This window comes from Selenomonadales bacterium 4137-cl (assembly GCA_032334055.1).
Lineage (GTDB): Bacteria > Bacillota > Negativicutes > Sporomusales > UBA7701 > Anaeroselena > Anaeroselena agilis.
This window is the reverse complement of the sequence record JAUOZS010000001.1, coordinates 1,601,613-1,620,520: the sequence shown is the minus strand read 5'-3', so window position 1 is coordinate 1,620,520 and position 18,908 is coordinate 1,601,613. Positions and strand designations below refer to the sequence as shown.

The 18,908-nt window shown below is 62.4% G+C and carries 20 protein-coding genes; all 20 read right to left on the bottom strand.

Annotated elements, in window-relative coordinates; translation table 11 throughout:
- Nucleotides 1–20: 20 nt before the first annotated feature.
- Nucleotides 21–551, bottom strand: coding sequence for a lytic transglycosylase domain-containing protein (locus Q4T40_08595; GenBank protein MDT8901293.1), 531 nt, complete (start codon nt 549–551; stop codon nt 21–23).
- Nucleotides 552–562: 11 nt separating this feature from the next.
- Nucleotides 563–1,006, bottom strand: coding sequence for a flagellar export protein FliJ (fliJ, locus tag Q4T40_08590; protein MDT8901292.1), 444 nt, complete (start codon nt 1,004–1,006; stop codon nt 563–565).
- Between the two features lie 25 nt (nt 1,007–1,031).
- Nucleotides 1,032–2,345, bottom strand: coding sequence for a flagellar protein export ATPase FliI (gene fliI / locus Q4T40_08585; GenBank protein ID MDT8901291.1), 1,314 nt, complete (start codon nt 2,343–2,345; stop codon nt 1,032–1,034).
- On the bottom strand, nt 2,342–3,109 hold the full coding sequence (locus tag Q4T40_08580; protein ID MDT8901290.1) for a FliH/SctL family protein: 768 nt from the start codon (nt 3,107–3,109) through the stop codon (nt 2,342–2,344). The genes fliI and Q4T40_08580 overlap by 4 nt, the downstream gene beginning before the upstream one ends.
- Entirely contained in the window at nt 3,102–4,112 is a 1,011-nt protein-coding gene (gene fliG / locus Q4T40_08575; GenBank protein MDT8901289.1) for a flagellar motor switch protein FliG, read from the bottom strand. The genes Q4T40_08580 and fliG overlap by 8 nt, the downstream gene beginning before the upstream one ends.
- Before the next feature lie 15 nt (nt 4,113–4,127).
- Entirely contained in the window at nt 4,128–5,663 is a 1,536-nt protein-coding gene (gene fliF, locus Q4T40_08570) for a flagellar basal-body MS-ring/collar protein FliF (protein ID MDT8901288.1), read from the bottom strand.
- Between the two features lie 50 nt (nt 5,664–5,713).
- Nucleotides 5,714–6,016, bottom strand: a complete 303-nt coding sequence (fliE, locus tag Q4T40_08565; protein ID MDT8901287.1) for a flagellar hook-basal body complex protein FliE — start codon at nt 6,014–6,016, stop codon at nt 5,714–5,716.
- Between the two features lie 18 nt (nt 6,017–6,034).
- Nucleotides 6,035–6,469, bottom strand: a complete 435-nt coding sequence (gene flgC, locus Q4T40_08560) for a flagellar basal body rod protein FlgC (protein MDT8901286.1) — start codon at nt 6,467–6,469, stop codon at nt 6,035–6,037.
- A 2-nt stretch (nt 6,470–6,471) separates the two neighbouring features.
- Nucleotides 6,472–6,882 carry a flagellar basal body rod protein FlgB gene (gene flgB / locus Q4T40_08555; GenBank protein ID MDT8901285.1) on the bottom strand — a complete coding sequence of 137 codons (411 nt, stop codon included), beginning with the start codon at nt 6,880–6,882 and terminating at the stop codon, nt 6,472–6,474.
- Between the two features lie 326 nt (nt 6,883–7,208).
- Nucleotides 7,209–7,985, bottom strand: coding sequence for a GTP-sensing pleiotropic transcriptional regulator CodY (gene codY, locus Q4T40_08550; GenBank protein ID MDT8901284.1), 777 nt, complete (start codon nt 7,983–7,985; stop codon nt 7,209–7,211).
- Nucleotides 7,986–8,090: 105 nt separating this feature from the next.
- Nucleotides 8,091–9,482, bottom strand: a complete 1,392-nt coding sequence (hslU, locus tag Q4T40_08545) for an ATP-dependent protease ATPase subunit HslU (protein ID MDT8901283.1) — start codon at nt 9,480–9,482, stop codon at nt 8,091–8,093.
- A gap of 16 nt (nt 9,483–9,498) precedes the next feature.
- The gene (hslV, locus tag Q4T40_08540; GenBank protein ID MDT8901282.1) at nt 9,499–10,035 is read right to left on the bottom strand and encodes an ATP-dependent protease subunit HslV; all 537 of its coding nucleotides are present in this window, start codon (nt 10,033–10,035) and stop codon (nt 9,499–9,501) included.
- Nucleotides 10,036–10,040: 5 nt separating this feature from the next.
- Complete coding sequence (xerC, locus tag Q4T40_08535) at nt 10,041–10,946, bottom strand: tyrosine recombinase XerC (GenBank protein MDT8901281.1); 906 nt, start codon at nt 10,944–10,946, stop codon at nt 10,041–10,043.
- A gap of 103 nt (nt 10,947–11,049) precedes the next feature.
- Nucleotides 11,050–12,360: a methylenetetrahydrofolate--tRNA-(uracil(54)-C(5))-methyltransferase (FADH(2)-oxidizing) TrmFO gene (trmFO, locus tag Q4T40_08530; protein MDT8901280.1), complete on the bottom strand. Its 1,311-nt coding sequence runs from the start codon at nt 12,358–12,360 to the stop codon at nt 11,050–11,052.
- Nucleotides 12,353–14,509 (bottom strand): type I DNA topoisomerase, encoded by a 2,157-nt coding sequence (gene topA / locus Q4T40_08525; protein ID MDT8901279.1) that lies wholly within the window; start codon nt 14,507–14,509, stop codon nt 12,353–12,355. The genes trmFO and topA overlap by 8 nt, the downstream gene beginning before the upstream one ends.
- Nucleotides 14,502–15,596, bottom strand: coding sequence for a DNA-processing protein DprA (dprA, locus tag Q4T40_08520; protein MDT8901278.1), 1,095 nt, complete (start codon nt 15,594–15,596; stop codon nt 14,502–14,504). The genes topA and dprA overlap by 8 nt, the downstream gene beginning before the upstream one ends.
- Before the next feature lie 68 nt (nt 15,597–15,664).
- A complete protein-coding gene (locus Q4T40_08515) occupies nt 15,665–16,801 on the bottom strand; it encodes a glycosyltransferase (GenBank protein MDT8901277.1) in 1,137 nt (378 codons plus the stop codon).
- Between the two features lie 4 nt (nt 16,802–16,805).
- Entirely contained in the window at nt 16,806–17,297 is a 492-nt protein-coding gene (gene folK / locus Q4T40_08510) for a 2-amino-4-hydroxy-6-hydroxymethyldihydropteridine diphosphokinase (protein MDT8901276.1), read from the bottom strand.
- A complete protein-coding gene (gene folB / locus Q4T40_08505) occupies nt 17,294–17,653 on the bottom strand; it encodes a dihydroneopterin aldolase (protein ID MDT8901275.1) in 360 nt (119 codons plus the stop codon). The genes folK and folB overlap by 4 nt, the downstream gene beginning before the upstream one ends.
- Nucleotides 17,646–18,857 (bottom strand): dihydropteroate synthase, encoded by a 1,212-nt coding sequence (gene folP, locus Q4T40_08500; GenBank protein ID MDT8901274.1) that lies wholly within the window; start codon nt 18,855–18,857, stop codon nt 17,646–17,648. The genes folB and folP overlap by 8 nt, the downstream gene beginning before the upstream one ends.
- Nucleotides 18,858–18,908 lie beyond the last annotated feature (51 nt).

Genomic DNA, 18,908 nt, shown 5'->3' with positions numbered 1-18,908 from the left:
AACCCACCTTTAAGCTAGGATCAGCCGCACAGGCTCAAAACCCTATTGACATAGGCCCGCGTCTCCGGAAAAGGAGGCACGCCGGCGTGCTGCCGCACCGCGTCCGGCCCGGCGTTATACGCGGCGACGGCCTTGACGACGTCGCCGTCGAACGCGGCGAGCATCTGCTTAAGATAGCGGACCCCGCCGTCGATATTCTCGCGCGGATCGAAAGTATTGCCAACCCCCAGCGCTTGGGCCGTATCGGGCATAAGCTGCATCACGCCTTTCGCCCCGGCGGACGAAACCGCCTGCGGCTGTAGGTCAGACTCCGCCGTAGCCACCGCCAGCGCCAGGTTGGCGTCGACACCGTGCCGCCTGGCGGCCGCCTGGACCATCGCCGCGATCTCCTGCCGCCCGGCCGCGGTCGTCCTGACCGGCCCGCCGGAGCTTTGCGCCTTGGTCATAGCCGCTGCGAAGCCGTCAGTCCTGACCGGCTTCGCCGGCGTCAAATGTTGAAAACGCTGTTCTATGGCGGCGATGCGCTGCATCACCCGCTGCATGCTCTCCATAGTCTCCCTCGCTAACCGTTGCGGGCGAAGGCCTGCAGTCCCAGCTCGTCCAACAGCTTCTGCTCTTCGAGCAGCGCTTCGGCCTGATACTGGGCAAGCCGCTTCTCACGCAGTTTTTCCACCAGCTTGCGGGCCCTGGCGGCCTCCTCCAGCGCGGTCAGGCATTCCTGCCGCCTGTGGGCGGCCGTTTCCACCCGAATATGCTGACGGGAAATATCCCCTTTAAGTTTATCGTTATAATCCCGGAACATCTTAAGCACAGCCACCGTTACCGGCTCGGAAAGCGTGCGGCGGTAATCGGCCACATGGGCGGCCAGCTCCGTCTCCAGGACGGTCAACCGATCCCGCTCGGCCGCATACTGGGCCGTGGCCTCGGCCAGTCTTATCTGCGCCTGCTCCTCCTGCATGCGGCGGAACTTCAACAACGTCTCCAGGCGGAACTGGAACGGCCGCATCGCGGATCACCTCGCCAGAAAAAATTTACGGAGCCAGGGTCAGCATCCGGGCAACCGCGTCCCGAAGGTCGGTATGCTCGCGGACGCTCTGGCGGAGAAACTCCCGGATCGGGCCGATCATCTTGATGGCCTGGTCGATGGCAGGATTGCTGCCGTGGGCGTAAGCGCCGATATTGATCAGGTCTTCGGCCTCGCGGTACGTCGCCAGCATTGTCCTGAGCTTCTGGGCGGCGTCCCAATGACCCTCGTCGACTATCTCCAGCATCAGCCTGCTGACGCTCTGGAGGATATCGATCGCCGGGTAGTGGTTCTGGGCCGCCAGCGCCCGTGAAAGCACAATATGGCCGTCAAGGATGCTGCGCGCCGCGTCGGCGATCGGCTCATTCATATCGTCGCCGTCCACCAGCACCGTATAAATGCCGGTTATCGACCCCTTCTCCCCCGCCCCGGAACGCTCCAGCAGCTTGGGCAGCAGCGCGAACACCGACGGCGTATAGCCACGGGTTGCCGGCGGTTCGCCGACCGTCAGACCAACCTCGCGCTGGGCGACCGCGAACCTCGTCACCGAATCCATCATCAGCACGACATCCATACCCTGGTCGCGGAAATACTCGGCAACCGCGGTGGCCGTCATCGCACCCTTCAGGCGCAGGAGCGCCGGCTGATCGGAAGTCGCCACAACGACCACCGCCCTTTTCAGCCCCTCCTCGCCGAGATCGCGCTCGATAAACTCGCGCACCTCGCGACCGCGTTCGCCCACCAGCGCGATGACGCTGATATCGGCCTCCGTATTGCGCGCCACCATTCCCAGCAACGTGCTCTTGCCCACGCCGCTGCCGGCCATTATCCCCACCCGCTGGCCGCGGCCGAGGGTCAGAAGGCCGTCGACCGCGCGGACGCCGACGGAAATCTTATCAGTAATCCGCTGCCTGGAAAGCGGCGGCGGCGGCACGGCATGGAGCGGATATTCCGCGGTCCCCGTCAGCGGCCCTTTACCGTCGATCGGGTTGCCCAGCCCGTCGATAACACGGCCGAGCAAACTCCGGCCCACCTTAACCGTCAGCGTGCGCCTGGCCGAAACCACCCGGCAGCCGGGACCGATCCCGTGGAGCTCTCCCAGCGGCATAAGCAGCACGCTGCTCTCGCGGAACCCGACCACCTCGGCCGGCAGGCTGAACCCATCGTCCGGCGAGGTGATATAACACAAATCCCCCAGATTGACCCGGGGACCTTGGGATTCGATCAGCAGGCCGATGATCTTGCTGACCTTGCCCACCTGTTGGATCGAGTCTATACTTTTCAGCCCATCCACATAACGGGCGATATTCACGGCCGTCATGGCAGCAAATCCTTCAACGCCGCCTTCACCATCTCAAGCTGGGTATCGACACGGGCGTCCACCGTCCCGAACGGCGTTTCCACGATGCAATCGCCGTCCCTGAGCGCGCCGTCGGCCACCACCGCCACACTGGCGGCGCGCGCCATGGCGGCCTGCAGCTCCGGCCGGGCGGACAGCACCAGCTCGTAGCACTCCGGATTAACGCGGATCGTAATCTGTTCCTGATCCTGCACCCTTTCGAGCGCCGCCCTGACAATCGGCAGGATGACCGTCGGGTTCTCCGCCACCTCGCGAGCCAGCACCTTGGAAGCCACAGCCAGAGCCAACTCCACCACCTGCCGCTCGGCGCCCGCGAGCGCCTCGTCGGCCTGCTGCCGGGCGAGCGCCAACAGTTCGGTCGCCCTTTCCGCCGCTTCGGCGACCGTCCCCCTGGTCTGCTCCCGGGCCTGCTCCAGACCGGCGGCCTCGCCGTTCACCCGGCCCTCGGCAAACCCCTTCTCATAACCTTCGTCATACGCCTCGCGCCGCAGCTTCGCGGCATCCTCATTGGCGGCCGCCACCACCGCGGCCGCCGTCTCGCGGGCCGCGGCAATAATAGTGACCGCCTCGCCGCTCGCCGCAGAAACGACATCCTCTTCGGCAGCCGTCTCCTCCGCTTCCGGGAGCGGCTCCTCGTCGACCTCCGGCTCGGGCAGTCGCGGCGGCGAATATGTAACTACATGCGGCGTATCGCGCAGCGACACGCTTTTGAAAATCCTAGACAATTATCTCGTCTCCTTTACCGCGGGAAACAATAATCTCACCCGACTCCTCGAGACGACGGATAACATTGACCACCTTTTGCTGCGCCTCTTCCACATCGCGGATGCGCACCGGGCCCATATATTGGATCTCCTCGCGCAGCATCTCCGAAGCGCGTTTCGACATATTCTTGTAAACCTTCTCGGCGACCTCGCTCGACGAAGCCTTGAGCGCCAGCCCCAAATCCTTGGAGTCGATCTCGCGCAGCACCAGCTGCAGCGAACGGTCGTCCAGCAGCACGATATCCTCGAACACGAACATCCGCTTCTTGATCTCTTCCGCCAACTCGGGATTCTGAATCTCCAGATTCTCGATAATCGTCCGCTCGGTAGTCCGGTCCACCCTGTTCAGCACCTCGACGATCGCGTCCACGCCGCCTGCGGCCGTAAAATCCTGCGTCACCAGCGACGATAGCTTGCGTTCCAGGATGCGCTCCACATCCTTGATCACATCCGGCGAAGTCCTGTCCATCATCGCGATCCGCTTCGCCACGTCCACCTGCCTGTCGGGCGGCAAAGCCGACAAAATCGTCCCCGCCTGATCGGGCTGCAGATAAGCCATAATCAGGGCGATTGTCTGGGGATGCTCGTTCTGGATGAAATTAAGCAACTGAGCCGGATCGGTCTTGCGGGCGAAATCGAACGGCCGTATCTGCAGGCTGGAAGTCAGGCGGTTGATAATCATCATCGCCTTCTCCTGCCCGAGGGCCTTCTCGATAATCTCGCGGGCGTAATCGATACCGCCGCTCGAAATATACTCCTTGGCAAGCGCCATCTGATGAAACTCCACCAGCACCTTATCCTTGCTCTCCTGGGTAACCTTGCGCTGGTTGGCGATCTCCAGAGTCAGCTTTTCGATCTCATCTTCCTTCAGGTGCTTGAACACCTGGGACGCCACATCCGGGCCGAGGGAGATGAGCAAAATCGCCGCCTTCTGCTTGCCGCTCATTTCTGAGGGCTGATACATCCTTCACCCTCCCGCCTACTCCTCGTTAATCCACGCTTTGACCAACTGCGCGACCTCGTCCGGCTTAGCCTTCGCCATCTTCGCGATCGCTTCACGCTGCGCGGCGCGTTCCTTCTCCTGGGGCGTCAGCTCCTTCGCCGCCGCCTCCATGATATGGGTCGGCTGCTGGACGGGTATCTCCATCACTTCGGGCTCCTCGGGCTGCCGGCGGCGCAGGAAGGTACGCACCACAAACAGCAAGGCGAGCAGCGCCACCGCCGCGACCCCCAGCTTCATATACAGAGCCTGCTTCTGCTGTTCCGCCAACTCCTGCTCCTCGCGGCGCTGCCGGTCGGCAAGCTCGGTACTGAACGGGATGCTCTCCACCGAAATCATATCGCCGCGGGCGGCGTTAAAGCCCACCGCCGAAGACACCGCCTTAACGAGGCTCTCCCGCTGGGCGTTATTAACATTCGCGTCCACCAGCACCGCCACCGTCAGGCGGCGGATCGAGCCGGGGGCTACGACCGTCTTTTCCTTAAGCTCATTAATCTCATAATTGCGGGTTGTTTCCTTCTTCTCATACTGAGACTGGCTCTGATTGCTGGTCACATAACCGGGGATGTTCGTCGTCGTCCCGGGCACCCCGCCCTGTTGGGGAGTCGTGCCCTTGAAACTTTCGTTAACATCCTGCGAACTCCTGATAATCCCCTTATCGTCAACCACCGGCTCGAACACCTGGCGGTCGACCGTCCGTAAATCGAAATTCAGCTCCACGCTCACCCGCACAGCCGTCTTATTCGGGCCGAGCACCTGCTCCAGCAGCGACTGAACGCTCTTCTGCAGATTATCCTGGACCTTCTTCGTCATCTCCAGTTGGGTAAGCGTGACAGCGCTCGGCAACTGCTTCTCGTCCGGCTGATCGTTCAGCACGCGCGCGAAACTATCCACCACCGTCACGTTCTCGGGCTTGAGACTCTGGATGCTGTGGGCCACCAGATTCACAATCCCTTTTACCTGCTCGCGCGACAACTGGGCTCCCCGGCGCAGCTTAAGCATGATCGACGCCGTCGCCGGCTTCTCGTTGCGCTTGTAAAGGCTATCCTCCGGCAACACGATATGCACCCTGGCCTTCTCCACCTCGGCCATCTGCTCGATCGTGCGGGTCAACTCGCCCTGGAGAGCCTGCAGATAATACACCTTGTTCTGAAACTCCGTCGCGCCAAACTTATTCTGGTCGAAAATCTCAAACCCCTTATAGCCGCGGGGCAAGCCCTGGCGCGCAAGCTCGAGACGTACGCGGTACACATCCTTCGACGAAACAAGGACAGCCGTACCGTTATTGCCGATCTCATAAGGGACCTTCGACTCCTTGAGTTTTGCGGCGACCTCGCCGGCATCCTTGGCATCCATTCCGGTAAAAAGGGGAACATAATCAGGCCGTCCCCCCCACCATACGCTCCAACCGATGATGGCCACGAACAGCAGCACCGCCGCGCCGACGATCATATACCTTTCCCGCTTGCCGATATTACGCCAGAGGCTGATTGACTGTTCCTTCCAGTCGGCCATGGTTCCACCTCTCCAAGTGACGATTAAGGACCGAGGCTAACCCCGTAAAACTAAACCTGCATCCGCATCATTTCATGATAAGCCTCGACAACCTTGTTCCGCACCTGCATAGTAAGCTGCAGCGCGATCGACGCCTTCTCGGTAGCGATGACAACCTCGGAAACATCCTGAATCTTGCCGGCGGCCAGATTCATCGACGCCTGCTGGGCGTCCCCCTGAAGCTTGTTCACCTCGCCAAGGCTGTCGGCGAGGAACTGGCCGAAACTCTTGCCGCCCTCAGCGCCTGCCGGAGACGCTCCGGCGGCCGTACGGTCCGCGCCTGCGGGCGCAAGCGCAATCCGATCAACACGCATAACGCTTCCTCCTTAGGCCTAACGGCCGATTTCCAAAGCCTTCGAAGCCATACCCTTGGCGGCATTGACCGCCGTCACATTCGCCTCGTACGCCCGCGTGGCGGTCATCATATCGACCATCTCCGCCACCACGTTCACATTCGGCATCGCCACATATCCGTCGGTATTGGCGTCAGGATGATGCGGATCGTAAACCATCTTAAGCGGCGACTCATCCTTCACGATCCCGACCACCCTCACCCCGGCGCCTCCCTCGAGGCTGGCGGCCAGCACCTGGCCGAAAACGGAGCCGTCCGAACGCGGGGCGAAAACCACCATCTGGCGGCGGTAAGGGCCTCCTTCCGCCGTCCGGGTCGAATTGGCGTTGGCGAGATTATTGGCGATCACATCCATGCGCAGGCGTTCGGCCGTCATCCCGGACGCCGCGGCGTCAATAGCCCCGAACATCCCCATCGTCAGTTCCCTCCTCTAATCACCGACTTCAAATTGGAAAAATAAGTGCCGAGCTGCTGGGCGACCGCGTTGTAATAAATCGAGTTCTTAGCAACGTTCGCCATCTCGGCATCGATATCGACATTATTACCGTCGGTCCGCATGGTCGTCCGCGTATCGGTCACCACCGACGGCGCGGAAACATCACCACCCTGGCGCCCGGCCAGATGCTTGGCGTGCGTGCGGGCAAGCGGCAGCTTCCCGCCAGACATCGCCTCCGCCAGCTTGTCCTCGAAAACCACATCGCTGCGCTTGAAACCGGGCGTATTCACATTAGCGATATTGTTGGCGACAACCTTGTGGCGCAGGGCAGCAGCTCCCAGCGCCCGCTCAAGGACCGACTCCTGAGGTGACGATAAAATCGATTTGACCACAAGATAGCCCCCCTATCCGGAGAAAAATGACGACAGGAATACTATATCTTTTGCATCATTCTACATAATTCAGGAAAATCCTTTTACAAATTTCGCGATAACGCCCTTCCGTCCTCTAAATTTCCGTTAAAATTATGGAAATATCGTCATAATAAGTTGTTAACCGTCATAAATCGACAAAACGCTCCATGTCTGCCCCACGAGGACAACGCCCCCTTGCTTCACCGGCATTTCTGCCGCCGCTACTATAGAATTCGTCGCCCGCGGCAAAAAAGTTAAGCACATTAAAACGGCCCGCCGATAAGGCGGGCCGTTGTGGTTCTCCCCTACTTTTTAAGCTTCTTCAGCTCATCGAGCAGGCGCTCGTTCAGCACCTTGATATAAGTCCCCTTCATCCCCAGAGACTTCGACTCGATCACACCCGCGCTCTCGAACTTCCGCAGCGCGTTGACGATCACCGACCGGGTAATGCCCACGCGGTCCGCGATCTTACTGGCAACCAGCAGGCCCTCGTTGCCCTCTAGCTCGCCGAGAATATGCATCACGGCCTCCAGCTCCGAATACGACAGCGTCCCAAGCGCGACCTGCACGGTAGCCTTCTTGCGGGCCTCCTCCTCGATCTTCTCGCTGCGGTCGCGGAGAATCTCCATCCCGACAACCGTCGCGCCGTACTCCGCCAGGATAAGGTCATCGTCGTTAAACTCCCGCTCGAACTTCGCGACGATAAGGGTGCCGATGCGCTCGCCGCCGCCGTGGATGGGGATGATCGTCGTAAACTTGTCGTTGGAGATACAAACCGTCTTCTCGGCGAACGCGCACAAACCGTTTTCCAGGCGCAGGTTGGGAGAAGTCTCCTGGATCTTCAGCAAAAACTCCACATAACGCTCGGGGAATTGCCCGCGAAGCAAAACCCGCTCCCGCATGATCTCGCACTCGAACTGGTCGATGAGCGCGTAGCCCAGCACTATCCCTTCCCTGCTCACGATATAGACGTTCGAACTCATAACCTGGCTCAGAACAGATGAAATCTCTTCGTATTTGACTTTGTCGGATTTTTGCAGCAAACGATTAATTTTCCGGGTACGGTCCAACATTGACGACACTGTGATCAATCCTGCCTTTCGCTAGACATTTTCTCTCTAAACTACTACCTGTTATCAGAGGTTGTTTCCGCGGCCGGCCGCAAAACCGGCCGCCGCCCTTCTCCCCTAGAGAATAAACTGGCTCAGATCCTGATTGACGACAATCGCGTCCAGCTTGCCCTTGACATATGCGCGATCGATGCTCACCTTCCCTGCCTCGGTATCGGGAGCCTCAAACGCGAGATCCTCGAGCAGCTTCTCGAGAATGGTATGGAGCCTCCGCGCGCCGATATTCTCCGTCTGCGCGTTCACCTTACAGGCGATCTCGGCGAGCTCGTCAATAGCATCTTCGCCAAATTCGATGGTAATCCCTTCCGTCGCCAGCAAAGAAGTGTACTGCTTGATCAACGCGTTTGCCGGCTCGGTCAGAATCTGCTTAAGATCGTCCTTCGACAGGCTCGCCAGCTCCACCCGTATCGGGAACCTGCCCTGCAGCTCGGGAATAAGGTCCGAAGGCTTGGAAATATGGAACGCGCCCGCGGCGATGAAGAGAACATGATCGGTCTTGACCGGTCCATGCTTCGTGACCACCGTCGAACCTTCCACAATCGGCAGTATATCCCGCTGCACCCCCTCGCGGGAGACATCGGGGCCGGCGTTTTTGCCCCGGCCGGCGATCTTATCGATCTCGTCGAGAAAAATGATCCCGTAGTTTTCCGCCAGCGAAACCCCCGCGGCGGCCACTTCATCCATATCGATAAGCTTCTGCGCTTCCTCCTGGGCGAACACCTTGCGGGCTACGGCAACCGTTACCTTACGCCGTTTCTGCTTTTTAGGCAGAAGATTTCCGAGCATATCCTGAATATTGATGCCCATTTCTTCCGCCCCGGTGCCGGCGAACATCCCCATCATCGGCGACGCATTGTCTTCCACCGTTATCTCGATCAGCTCCTCCTCCAACTCGCCGCGCTCCAGGCGGGAACGCCACCAGTCGCGCGCCGTGTTCGGCGCCGGTTCCTCGGACGGCGGCGGCGGTGTCGCCGGCTGTCCGAGTCCTCCGGAAAAAAGCATCTCAAACGGATTGCGGGCCGACTCCTTCTTCGCCGAAGGCAGGAAATGGTCGAGAATGCGCTCGTTCGCGAGCTCCCTGGCCTTCTCGGCCATCGCCGTCATCCGCTCCTGTTTCACCATGCGGATGGCCGTCTCCACAAGATCGCGGACCATCGACTCCACATCGCGGCCGACATAACCGATCTCCGTGAACTTCGTCGCTTCCACCTTGATGAACGGCGCGTTGACCAGCTTCGCCAGCCGGCGGGCGATCTCGGTCTTGCCCACGCCCGTCGGGCCGATCATCAGTATATTCTTAGGAATAATCTCCTCTTTCAGCTCCGCGGAAAGCTGCTTGCTGCGCCAGCGGTTGCGCAGGGCCACCGCCACCGACTTCTTCGCCTGGCGCTGGCCGACGATGAAATTATCGAGCTCGGCGACAATCTGTCTTGGCGTCAACTCTGTCAAGATATTCCCCCCTTCGCTACAATTCTTCCACAGTTATATGATTATTGGTATAAACGCAGATATCGGCGGCGATGGTGAGCGCCTCACGGGCGATCTCGGGCGCCGTCAGCGACGAATGGGCCGCCAGGGCGCGGGCCGCGGCCAGCGCGTAAGGTCCCCCCGATCCGATGGCCGTCACGCCGTCGTCAGGCTCGATCACCTCGCCATTACCGGAAATAATCAGCATATTATCGGCATCGGCGACGATCAGCAGCGCCTCCAGCCGGCGCAGCACGCGGTCCAGGCGCCACTCCTTGGCAAGCTCGACCGCCGCTCTCATCATATTGCCGTTATACTCCTCAAGCTTCTGCTCGAACTTGGCGAACAGCGTAAAGGCGTCCGCCACCGAGCCGGCGAACCCCGCCACCACCTTGCCATGATACAGGCGGCGGACCTTCTTGGCATTGTGCTTCATGACGGTATTCTGCCCGAAAGTGACCTGGCCGTCGCCGGCGATCGCCGTCTTGCCGTTCAGGCGAACGGCTACGATAGTCGTGGCATGAAACACTGGCATTCCTCCTATGCGCGCGGATGCGCCTGCGAATACACGGACTTGATCCGCTCCTTGGTGACGTGGGTGTAAAGCTGGGTCGTCGATAAATTCACATGGCCCAGCAGCTCCTGGACCGAGCGGAGGTCGGCGCCGTTATTCAAAAGATGAGTCGCGAAAGTATGGCGGATGGTGTGAGGGCTTACATGCTTGGTTATCGCCAGCGCCTCCACATATTTATCGACAACGCGGCGCACGCTGCGATCAGTGAGCGGGCCGCCGCGCTTATTGACGAACAGTGTCTGATGGTCTTCCCCCGCCGGCACCAGCCGCGGCCGGGCCAGATCCAGGTACAGCTTCACGGCGGCCACAGCCTTGCGGCCCACCGGCACCACCCGCTCCTTCGCCCCCTTGCCGTACACCAGCGCATAGCCGCTGTCCAGGTCGACGTCCCGCACCGCCAGGCCGGCCAGCTCGCTGACCCGCATCCCGGTAGCGTACAACAGCTCCAGGATGGCGGCGTCGCGCCGCCCGAGGCTGCTTTTGTCCGGCAGCTCCAGCAGAGCGGTCATCTCCCCCGGATCGAGGAAGCTAGGCAGCCGCTTCTCCAGCTTTGGCGTCCGCACCGCGCTGAACGGGTTTTCCGCCAAAACCGCCTCACGGCACAAATGACGAAAAAAGGACCGCAGTGCAGCCATCTTGCGGGCAATGGTGCGCCGTGCGTAGTCCTCATCCTTGAGGTTGGCGAGATAAGCCCGTATCAGAATCGGCGTGACAGCGGCCAGCGGAACTTCGTCCATACCCAGCTTAGCGGCGGCGAAAGCGAGAAAATGGTCGAGATCTGCCCGGTAATTCGTTACAGTATGGGGCGAGGCATTCTTCTGCACCTTGAGATAACGAAAGAAATCCGAAAGGTAGCAAGTTGCTGTTTCCATAGTTACCACGCTTAATTGTCGATTTTCCGCAAAAGAAAAATCACTAATTTATAGTAGCACACTAGTCTGAATTATGCAATAATGCGGCAAGTTTTTTTGAAAATTATTTTCCGACTATTCCAATAAATTCACGCAATTCCCGCAAAGCCCGTTCGGCGATCCGCCGATTCTTCTCCTTCTTGTCGCGGATGCGCGCCTCCAGGGGCGGCAGCAGGCCGAAATTCACATTCATCGGCTGAAAATTGGCCGGATCGGCGGTGGTGATATAATGGCACAAAGCCCCGTGGGCAGTCGCGGCCGGGAATACGACCGGCTCAAGCCCCTTCGCCAGCCGGGCGGCGTTGACGCCGGCCACGAGACCGGCGGCGGCCGATTCTACATACCCCTCCACCCCAGTGATCTGGCCGGCGAAAAACAGGCCGGGCTCGTTCCTCATCGCCAGCGTCGGCGCAAGGATGCGGGGCGAATTCAGGTAAGTGTTGCGGTGCATCACCCCGAACCTCACGAACTCGGCCCGCCCGAGGCCGGGAATCATCCGGAACACCCGCTCCTGCTCCGGCCACTTGAGGTGGGTCTGGAACCCCACCATATTGAAAAGCGTGGCGGCGGCGTTGTCCTGGCGGAGCTGGACGACGGCGTAAGGCAGCGCGCCCGTCCTTGGGTCGCGCAGCCCCACCGGCTTCAGCGGCCCGAAGCGTAGCGTGTCTATGCCGCGGGCCGCCATCGCCTCCACCGGCATGCAGCCCTCGAAAAACACCGTCTTCTCAAACTCCTTCACCGGCGCAGTCGCGGCGCTCGTGAGCTCGTGCCAGAACCGCTCGTAATCTTCCTTCGTGAGCGGGCAGTTCAGATAATCGTCGTCGCCTTTCCCGTAGCGGGATGCGCGGAAAATCACGTCCATATCGAGCGAATCGCCGCTCACGATCGGCGCGGCCGCGTCGTAAAAATACAGATACTCCTCGCCGGTCAGCCCGCCGATCGCCCCCGCCAGAGCCGGCGAGGTCAGCGGCCCGCTGGCGACCACCAACGGCCTTTCCGCCGGCAGATCGGTAGCCTCCTCGGTCACCACCCGCACCCGCGGGTGATCGGCCAGCGCCCTGGTAACGAAAGCGCTGAAAGCGTCCCGGTCCACGGCCAGGGCCCCGCCCGCGGGGACGCGGCAGGCGTCGGCGGCCCTTATTATCAGCGAATCGAGCTGACGCATCTCTTCCTTGAGCAGGCCGACGGCATTCTCGATCGCCGCCGCCCGGAGCGAATTGCTGCACACCAGTTCGGCGAACAGGCCGCCGCGGTGGGCCGGGCTCATCACCTTCGGGCGCATCTCGTACAGCTCGACATCCACACCCGCCGCGGCGATCTGCCAGGCGGCCTCGCTGCCGGCCAGTCCTGCGCCGATAACAACCGCCTTAGCCACGTTTGCCGCCCGCTTTCCGTTTGGCGCTCGTCCGGCGCGGCTTAGCCGGCCGTTTGGTCGCGGCCGCCGCTTCCGCCTCCTTCGCGCGGGTCGGACAGTTGGCATTGCCGCACATGACCGTAAACCGCCCCTGGCGGAAATTGTGCCGCACCTTGAACGAACCGCAGGTCTCGCACGTTTCCTTGAGCGGCGTGTCCCAGGTGGTGAACTGGCATTCGGGATAATTGGCGCAACCGAAAAACACCTTGCCCCGCTTGGTGCGGCGCTCCACCACCGCCCCCTCGCAAAGCGGGCATTTGACCCCCGTATCCTTGAGGATCGGCTTGGTCGTCCGGCATTCCGGAAAGCCGGGGCAGGCGAGGAAATTGCCGAACCGGCCGTGCTTCACGACCAACATGCGGCCGCAGTTGGGGCACGGGACATCCGAAACCTCCACCGGCAGCTCCACATTGCCGATCTTCTCGTCGGCGCTCGTAAGCGTGGCGGCGAACGGATCGTAAAAATCCTTCAGCACCTTCGCTCGCGACACCTTCTCGTCGGCGATGCCGTCCAGGCGGTCCTCCATATCGGCGGTGAAATCCACATCCACGATATCGGGGAAATGCTCCTTCAAGAGATCGACGACCACGAACCCCAGGTCGGTCGGCTGAAACTTCTTCTCGGCTTTCAGCACATAGCCCCGCTCCTGGATGGTCTCGATGATCGGCGCGTAAGTGCTCGGCCGGCCGATGCCCTTCTCCTCCAGCACCTTCACCAGCGACGCCTCGGTATAACGCGGCGGCGGCTCGGTGAAATGCTGCTTGGGCAGCAGCTTCTGCAGCTTGAGTTCCTGTCCCTCCGCCACCTCAGGCAGCAGGGCGTCCTTCTCCGCCTCCTCGCGGCTATCGCCGTAAACGGCCAGATAACCCGGAAACTTCAGGACCGAGCCGGTGGCCCGCAACCCGAAGCGGCCGGCGGCGATCTCCACCGTCAGCGTGTCGTACACGGCCGGCGCCATCTGGCTGGCGACAAACCGCTCCCAGATCAAAGTGTAAAGGCGGAGCTGATCGCGGCTGAGACTGCGCTGCACAGCGTCCGGCGTGAGTTCGAGACTGGTGGGCCTGATCGCCTCATGGGCGTCCTGGGCGTTCTTCTTGGTGCTGTAGACCGGCGGCCTTTCGGGCAGATACTCGCTCCCGTGCCGGGCGGCGACATAGCTCCTCGCCTCCTCCTGGGCCGAGGTCGCCACCCGCGTCGAATCGGTGCGGATATACGTCACAAGGCCGACCGGGCCGACCCCGGCCACATCGATGCCTTCGTACAGCTGCTGGGCGAGCAGCATCGTCTTGCGGGCCGTGAACCCCAGGCGGCGGGACGCATCCTGCTGCAGGCTGCTGGTGATGAACGGCGGCGACGGATTGCGGCGGCGCTCCCTTTTCTTAACCTCGCGGACGCGGTAATCCGCCTTCTCCAGCTCCCCGGTTATCTTCCCGGCCTCAGCCTCGCTGCCGATCTCCGGCTTCTTGCCGTCCACCGCCACCAGCTCGGCGTCGAACAGACCGCCCTTCGGCTTGGCGCGCAGCTTCGCGGTCACCGTCCAGTACTCTTCCGACACGAACGCCTGGATCTCCCGCTCGCGGTCGCAGATTAGGCGCACCGCCACCGACTGCACCCGGCCGGCGCTCAGACCCTTGCGCACCTTGCGCCACAGCAGCGGGCTCAGCTTATAGCCCACAATGCGGTCGAGAATACGCCGGGCCTGCTGGGCGTCGACCCGCGAAAGGTCGATCGGGCGCGGATGCTTCACCGCCTTCTGGATGGCAGGCTTGGTAATCTCGTTGAACTCGATCCGGCAGGCTTTATCCTCGCCGATGCCGAGCAAGTGAGCCAGGTGCCAGGCGATGGCCTCGCCTTCGCGGTCAGGGTCGGTTGCCAGATAAACGACGCCCGCCTTTTTGGCCTCATCCTTCAGGTTCTTGATCAGGTCGCCCTTGCCGCGGATGTTGATGTACTTGGGGGCGAAATCATGCTCGATATCGACGCCGAACTGGCTCTTGGGCAGATCACGGAGATGCCCCATCGACGCCCTTACAGTGTAATTCTTGCCAAGAAACTTCTCGATCGTTTTCGCTTTTGCCGGCGACTCGACCACGACCAGCGCTTTACTCACCCGATTCCCTCCCAGGCAGGCGGACATAGCGTTGCCCGCCGAACTCGGCTGCCAGATCCTTCAGCACGAGCTGCAATAATATATATGTAACAACCGGGGCCGGCAAACCGACCCTCATGATCAATTCATCCACAGTCAGCGGCGTATCGCAGCTCAGGGCGGCCCAAACCCGCCCCTCGTCCCCGGCTGGCTCCGGCCGGCCAGGCCTGCCGTCGGCCGCGCGGGTCAGACCGTACTCCTCCAGGATATCCGCCGCCGCCGTCACCGGCTTGGCGCCCTGCTTGATAAGCTTATTGGCGCCCGCGCTGGTGGCGGAAAAGATACTGCCAGGCACGGCGAACACGTCGCGTCCCTGCTCCAGCGCCCAGTCGGCCGTAATCAGCGACCCGCTCTTCTCGGCGGCCTCCACGACCGCGACGCCGCGGGCCAGCCCGCTTATTATCCGGTTACGCACCGGGAAATGGTGCGGCAGCGGGTCGGTCCCCGGCCAATACTCGGACACGATCGCCCCCTGCTCGGCGATCCGCGCCAGCAGCCGGCCGTTCTCCGGCGGGTAGACCACATCCACCCCGCAGCCCAGCACCGCCACCGTGTAACCGCCGGCCGAGAGCGCCCCTTCGTGGGCCGCGCTGTCCACGCCGCGGGCGGCGCCGCTCACCACCCCCGCGCCCGCCGCCGCCAGACCGGCCGCCAGCGACAAAGCCGCGTTCCGGCCGTAAGCCGACGCCCGGCGGGCGCCGACAACAGCGATCAAAAGCTCGTCCACCGGCAGGCGGCCGCGGTAATACAGCACCTGCGGCGGGTCGAAAATCCGCCGCAGCCTGTCCGGAAAAGCGGCGTCGGCGGCGCACACCACGCCGATCCCCTTCTGCTCCCAGGCCGCAGCCATTTTGTGTATATCTATCTTTTCCCGCTGGGCAAGTATATTATTACCGATCGTCTCGTCGAGGCAGCCGCACAAAAACAAATCGCGCCGCGAAGCCATCCAGGCCTGTCGGGCGCTACCGAAAAAGGCGACCAGCGAATTGAGCCGGGAGTTGCCCAGACCGGGAACCATGGTCAACGCCGCCTGATAATACCTCTCCACAACCCGCTCCTCCGCACATAAAATACATTGGCCTAATTATAACCAGGAAAAAATTATCAGTCAAGGCTCTATTTGACCAACCGGTCGAGAATCAAACGTCCTACCGCCTCCGCCGCCCCAGGCCGCCCCAGGTCCAGAGCGGCCGAACTCAACGCTTCGAGCCCAGCCGCTCGCTCCGCAAGCATACCGCCCGCCAGGGCCGCAAGTTCACCCGCAGATTCCACCCTCACCGCCGCGCCATGCGCGGTCAGGAAAGCGGTGTTCGCATCCTCCTGCCCCGGTATCGGGCGGAAAATCAGCAGCGGCAGACCCCTGGCCAGCGCCTCGGCCGCCGTCAGCCCGCCCGGCTTCGACACCAGCAGATCGGCCGCCGCCATCAGCACATCGACGTTATCCACAAACCCCAGTGCCTCTAACGTGCAAAACTTCAACCTGCCGGCCTCAGCCGTCAGCCGTCGCCTCAGCGCCTCGTTCCGGCCGGCCACAGCCACCAACTGCAGCGGCCGCGCCAGCGCCTCCAGCCCCGCGACAATCTCCGCCATCGGCAGCACCCCGGCGCCGCCGCCCATGATCAGCACCACCGGCGCATCCTCGCGCAGCCCCAGAGCCGCCCGCGCCTCCCTTTTACCCAGCGGCGCGGCGAACCGCCCGTCCACCGGGATGCCGGTCACCGCGCTGCGCTCCCGCGGCACACCGGCGGCGGCGAGATAATCACGCAGCCCTTCATGCGCCACGCAATACATGCCTAACTCCGGATACACCCATAAGCGATGGACCACGAAATCGGTCACCACCGCCACCGTCGGCGCCGCCAGGCGGCCCCGCGCCGCCAAATGCGCCACCAGACCGGCCGGCGTAGCGTGGCTCACGACGACCACATCCGGCCGCGAAACCGCGATATACCTTTCCATCCGCCCCGCCAGAAACCCGCTCACCGCCGCCCGCCCGGCCAACGCCAGGCGGCTGCTGTTGCCCCAGCCGTAAGCCGCCCCGTACGCCTGCGGAAAAACATCCAGCACCTTCAAATAACCTGCGAGAATCGCCTTCCCCAGCCGCGGGCTGAAGAAATCGAACACATTCGCGAACTCGGTCGCCACTCCGGGCGCCAGACGGCGCAAAGCCGCCCCCACCGCCTGGGCCGCCCGCACATGGCCGGCCCCCACGGGCGCGCTGATGAACAACACCTTGCGCCGCTCTTCTCCCACAGCCCTAGCCTCCCTGGCGCAGCTTCCCGAAAAACCTCACCGTGCCGTCGTCGCAGGCCGCCGCCAACTCCCCGGCCGTTTTCCCGCCGTACACCGGCGCCTCGCCGGCGATCTCCGCCAGCGGCACCAGCACAAAACAGCGCTCGTGAAAACGCGGGTGCGGCAGCGTCAACTCCGCGGCTTCAAGCACAACATCGTCATAAAACAACACATCGATATCCACCGTCCGTGGCCCCCAGCGGACCTTGCGCTCGCGCCCGAGAGCGCGCTCCACCGCCAGACAGGCCGCCAGCAACTCATGCGGCGTCAACGTCGTACTGACACTCGCCACCGCGTTGAGGAAATCCGGCTGGTCGGTATACCCCAACGGCGCCGTCTCATACAGCGACGACACCCGTTCCACCGTCACCCCCGGCCAGGCGGCCAAGCGAGCCACAGCCGCGGCGATATTCCCCTCGCGGTCGCCCAGATTCGAGCCCAGCCCCAGGCAGATCACGGCTGCCTGCCCTGCGTCACCTCCACCTGGACGAAATCCAGATGCCCCGGCAGCGTCACCCCCGGCTTGCGCACCCGCACCGTCGCCGCCGTCACCGGGCCCTTCACCAGCACCTCCGCCAACTTCGCGGCCAGAGCCTCCAGCAGCTTGAACTTGTTATTTTCCACCACCGCCCGGATATCCTCGTACGCGCCCACGTAATCCAGCGAATCCGCCAACTCGTCCGTCTCGCCGGCCTTCGTCAGATCCATCGTCAGCTCCGCGTCCACCGCGAATCGCTGCCCCATCTCCCGTTCATGCTCATACACCCCGTGATAACCGTAAAACATCATATTCTGCAGCGTAATCTTACCCATTGGGCATCATCTCCTCCATAATAGCATCCGTCACACGCGCCACCCTGGCCATCTCCCTCACATCGTGCACCCTCACGATCTGCGCCCCGCGCATAATCCCGCACGCCACCGTCGCCGCCGTGCCCGCCACGCGATCGCCCGGCGGCAACCCGCCCAGCGCCTCGCCGATAAACCGCTTGCGCGACGTCCCCAACAGCACCGGACAGCCCAGCGCCTTCAGCTCGTCGAGACGGTTCAACACCTGCAAATTATGAATCGGCGTCTTCCCGAACCCGATCCCGGGGTCGACGATAACCTTCTCCGCGGCCACGCCCGCCTCCGCCGCCAGCACAACACTGCGGCGCAGAAAATCGCACACCGCCGCCATCACATCCCCCTCATACTGCGTACCCGCCTGATTGTGCATCACCACCACCGGCGCCCCGTACCGCGCGCACACCTTTGCCATCGCCGCGTCGCGCTGCAGCCCCCACACATCGTTCACAATATGCGCCCCCAGCCTGAGAGCCGCCTCCGCCACCGACGCCTTATACGTATCCACCGACACCGGCAGCGGCGAAGCCGCCAGCACCCGTTCCACCACCGGCAGCAGGCGCTCCATCTCCTCCTCCGCGTCCACCTCCGTCGCCCCGTATGGGCGGGTCGACTCGGCGCCGATATCGATCACATCCGCGCCGTCCGCCGCCATCGCCTCCGCGTGGCGCAGCGCGGCGTCGATCCGATTATAGCGGCCCCCGTCCGAAAACGAATCCGGCGTAACATTCAAAATCCCCATCACCACCGTCCGCCCCGGCCGTATCACCAGCTCGCGCCCCGGCCACTCATACCGCCGCGCCGGAAACGCCTCCTCCGCCGCCAGCGCCCGCTCCACCGCCGCCGCCACCTTCGGCAGCCCCCACGGCTGCAGCTTAAGCTGCGCCAGCGCCAGGCGGTACTGCTTCAGCGTAGCGCAAATCAGCACATCGCTCTCCGCCACGCTCAAATCCGCCGTCCCCCGCGCCAGCGCCACCTCGCCCCCCTTGGCCAGGAACGTCTGCTTCAGCAGATTGGCCGCCTTCGCCGGCACCTTATCAAGCCTCACTATCTTAAATACCGCCTTCGCGGACATAATATTAACCCCGACCGGGTCGCACCCCAGCCCGGCCAGTTCGGTCCGGGCCGAATCCTCGCTTTCAAGCCTTAAAAGCCGCGGGTTGAAATTCATTCACGTCCTCCTCTTGCTGTAAAATACAATTTTATTGTATCATGGGTATAT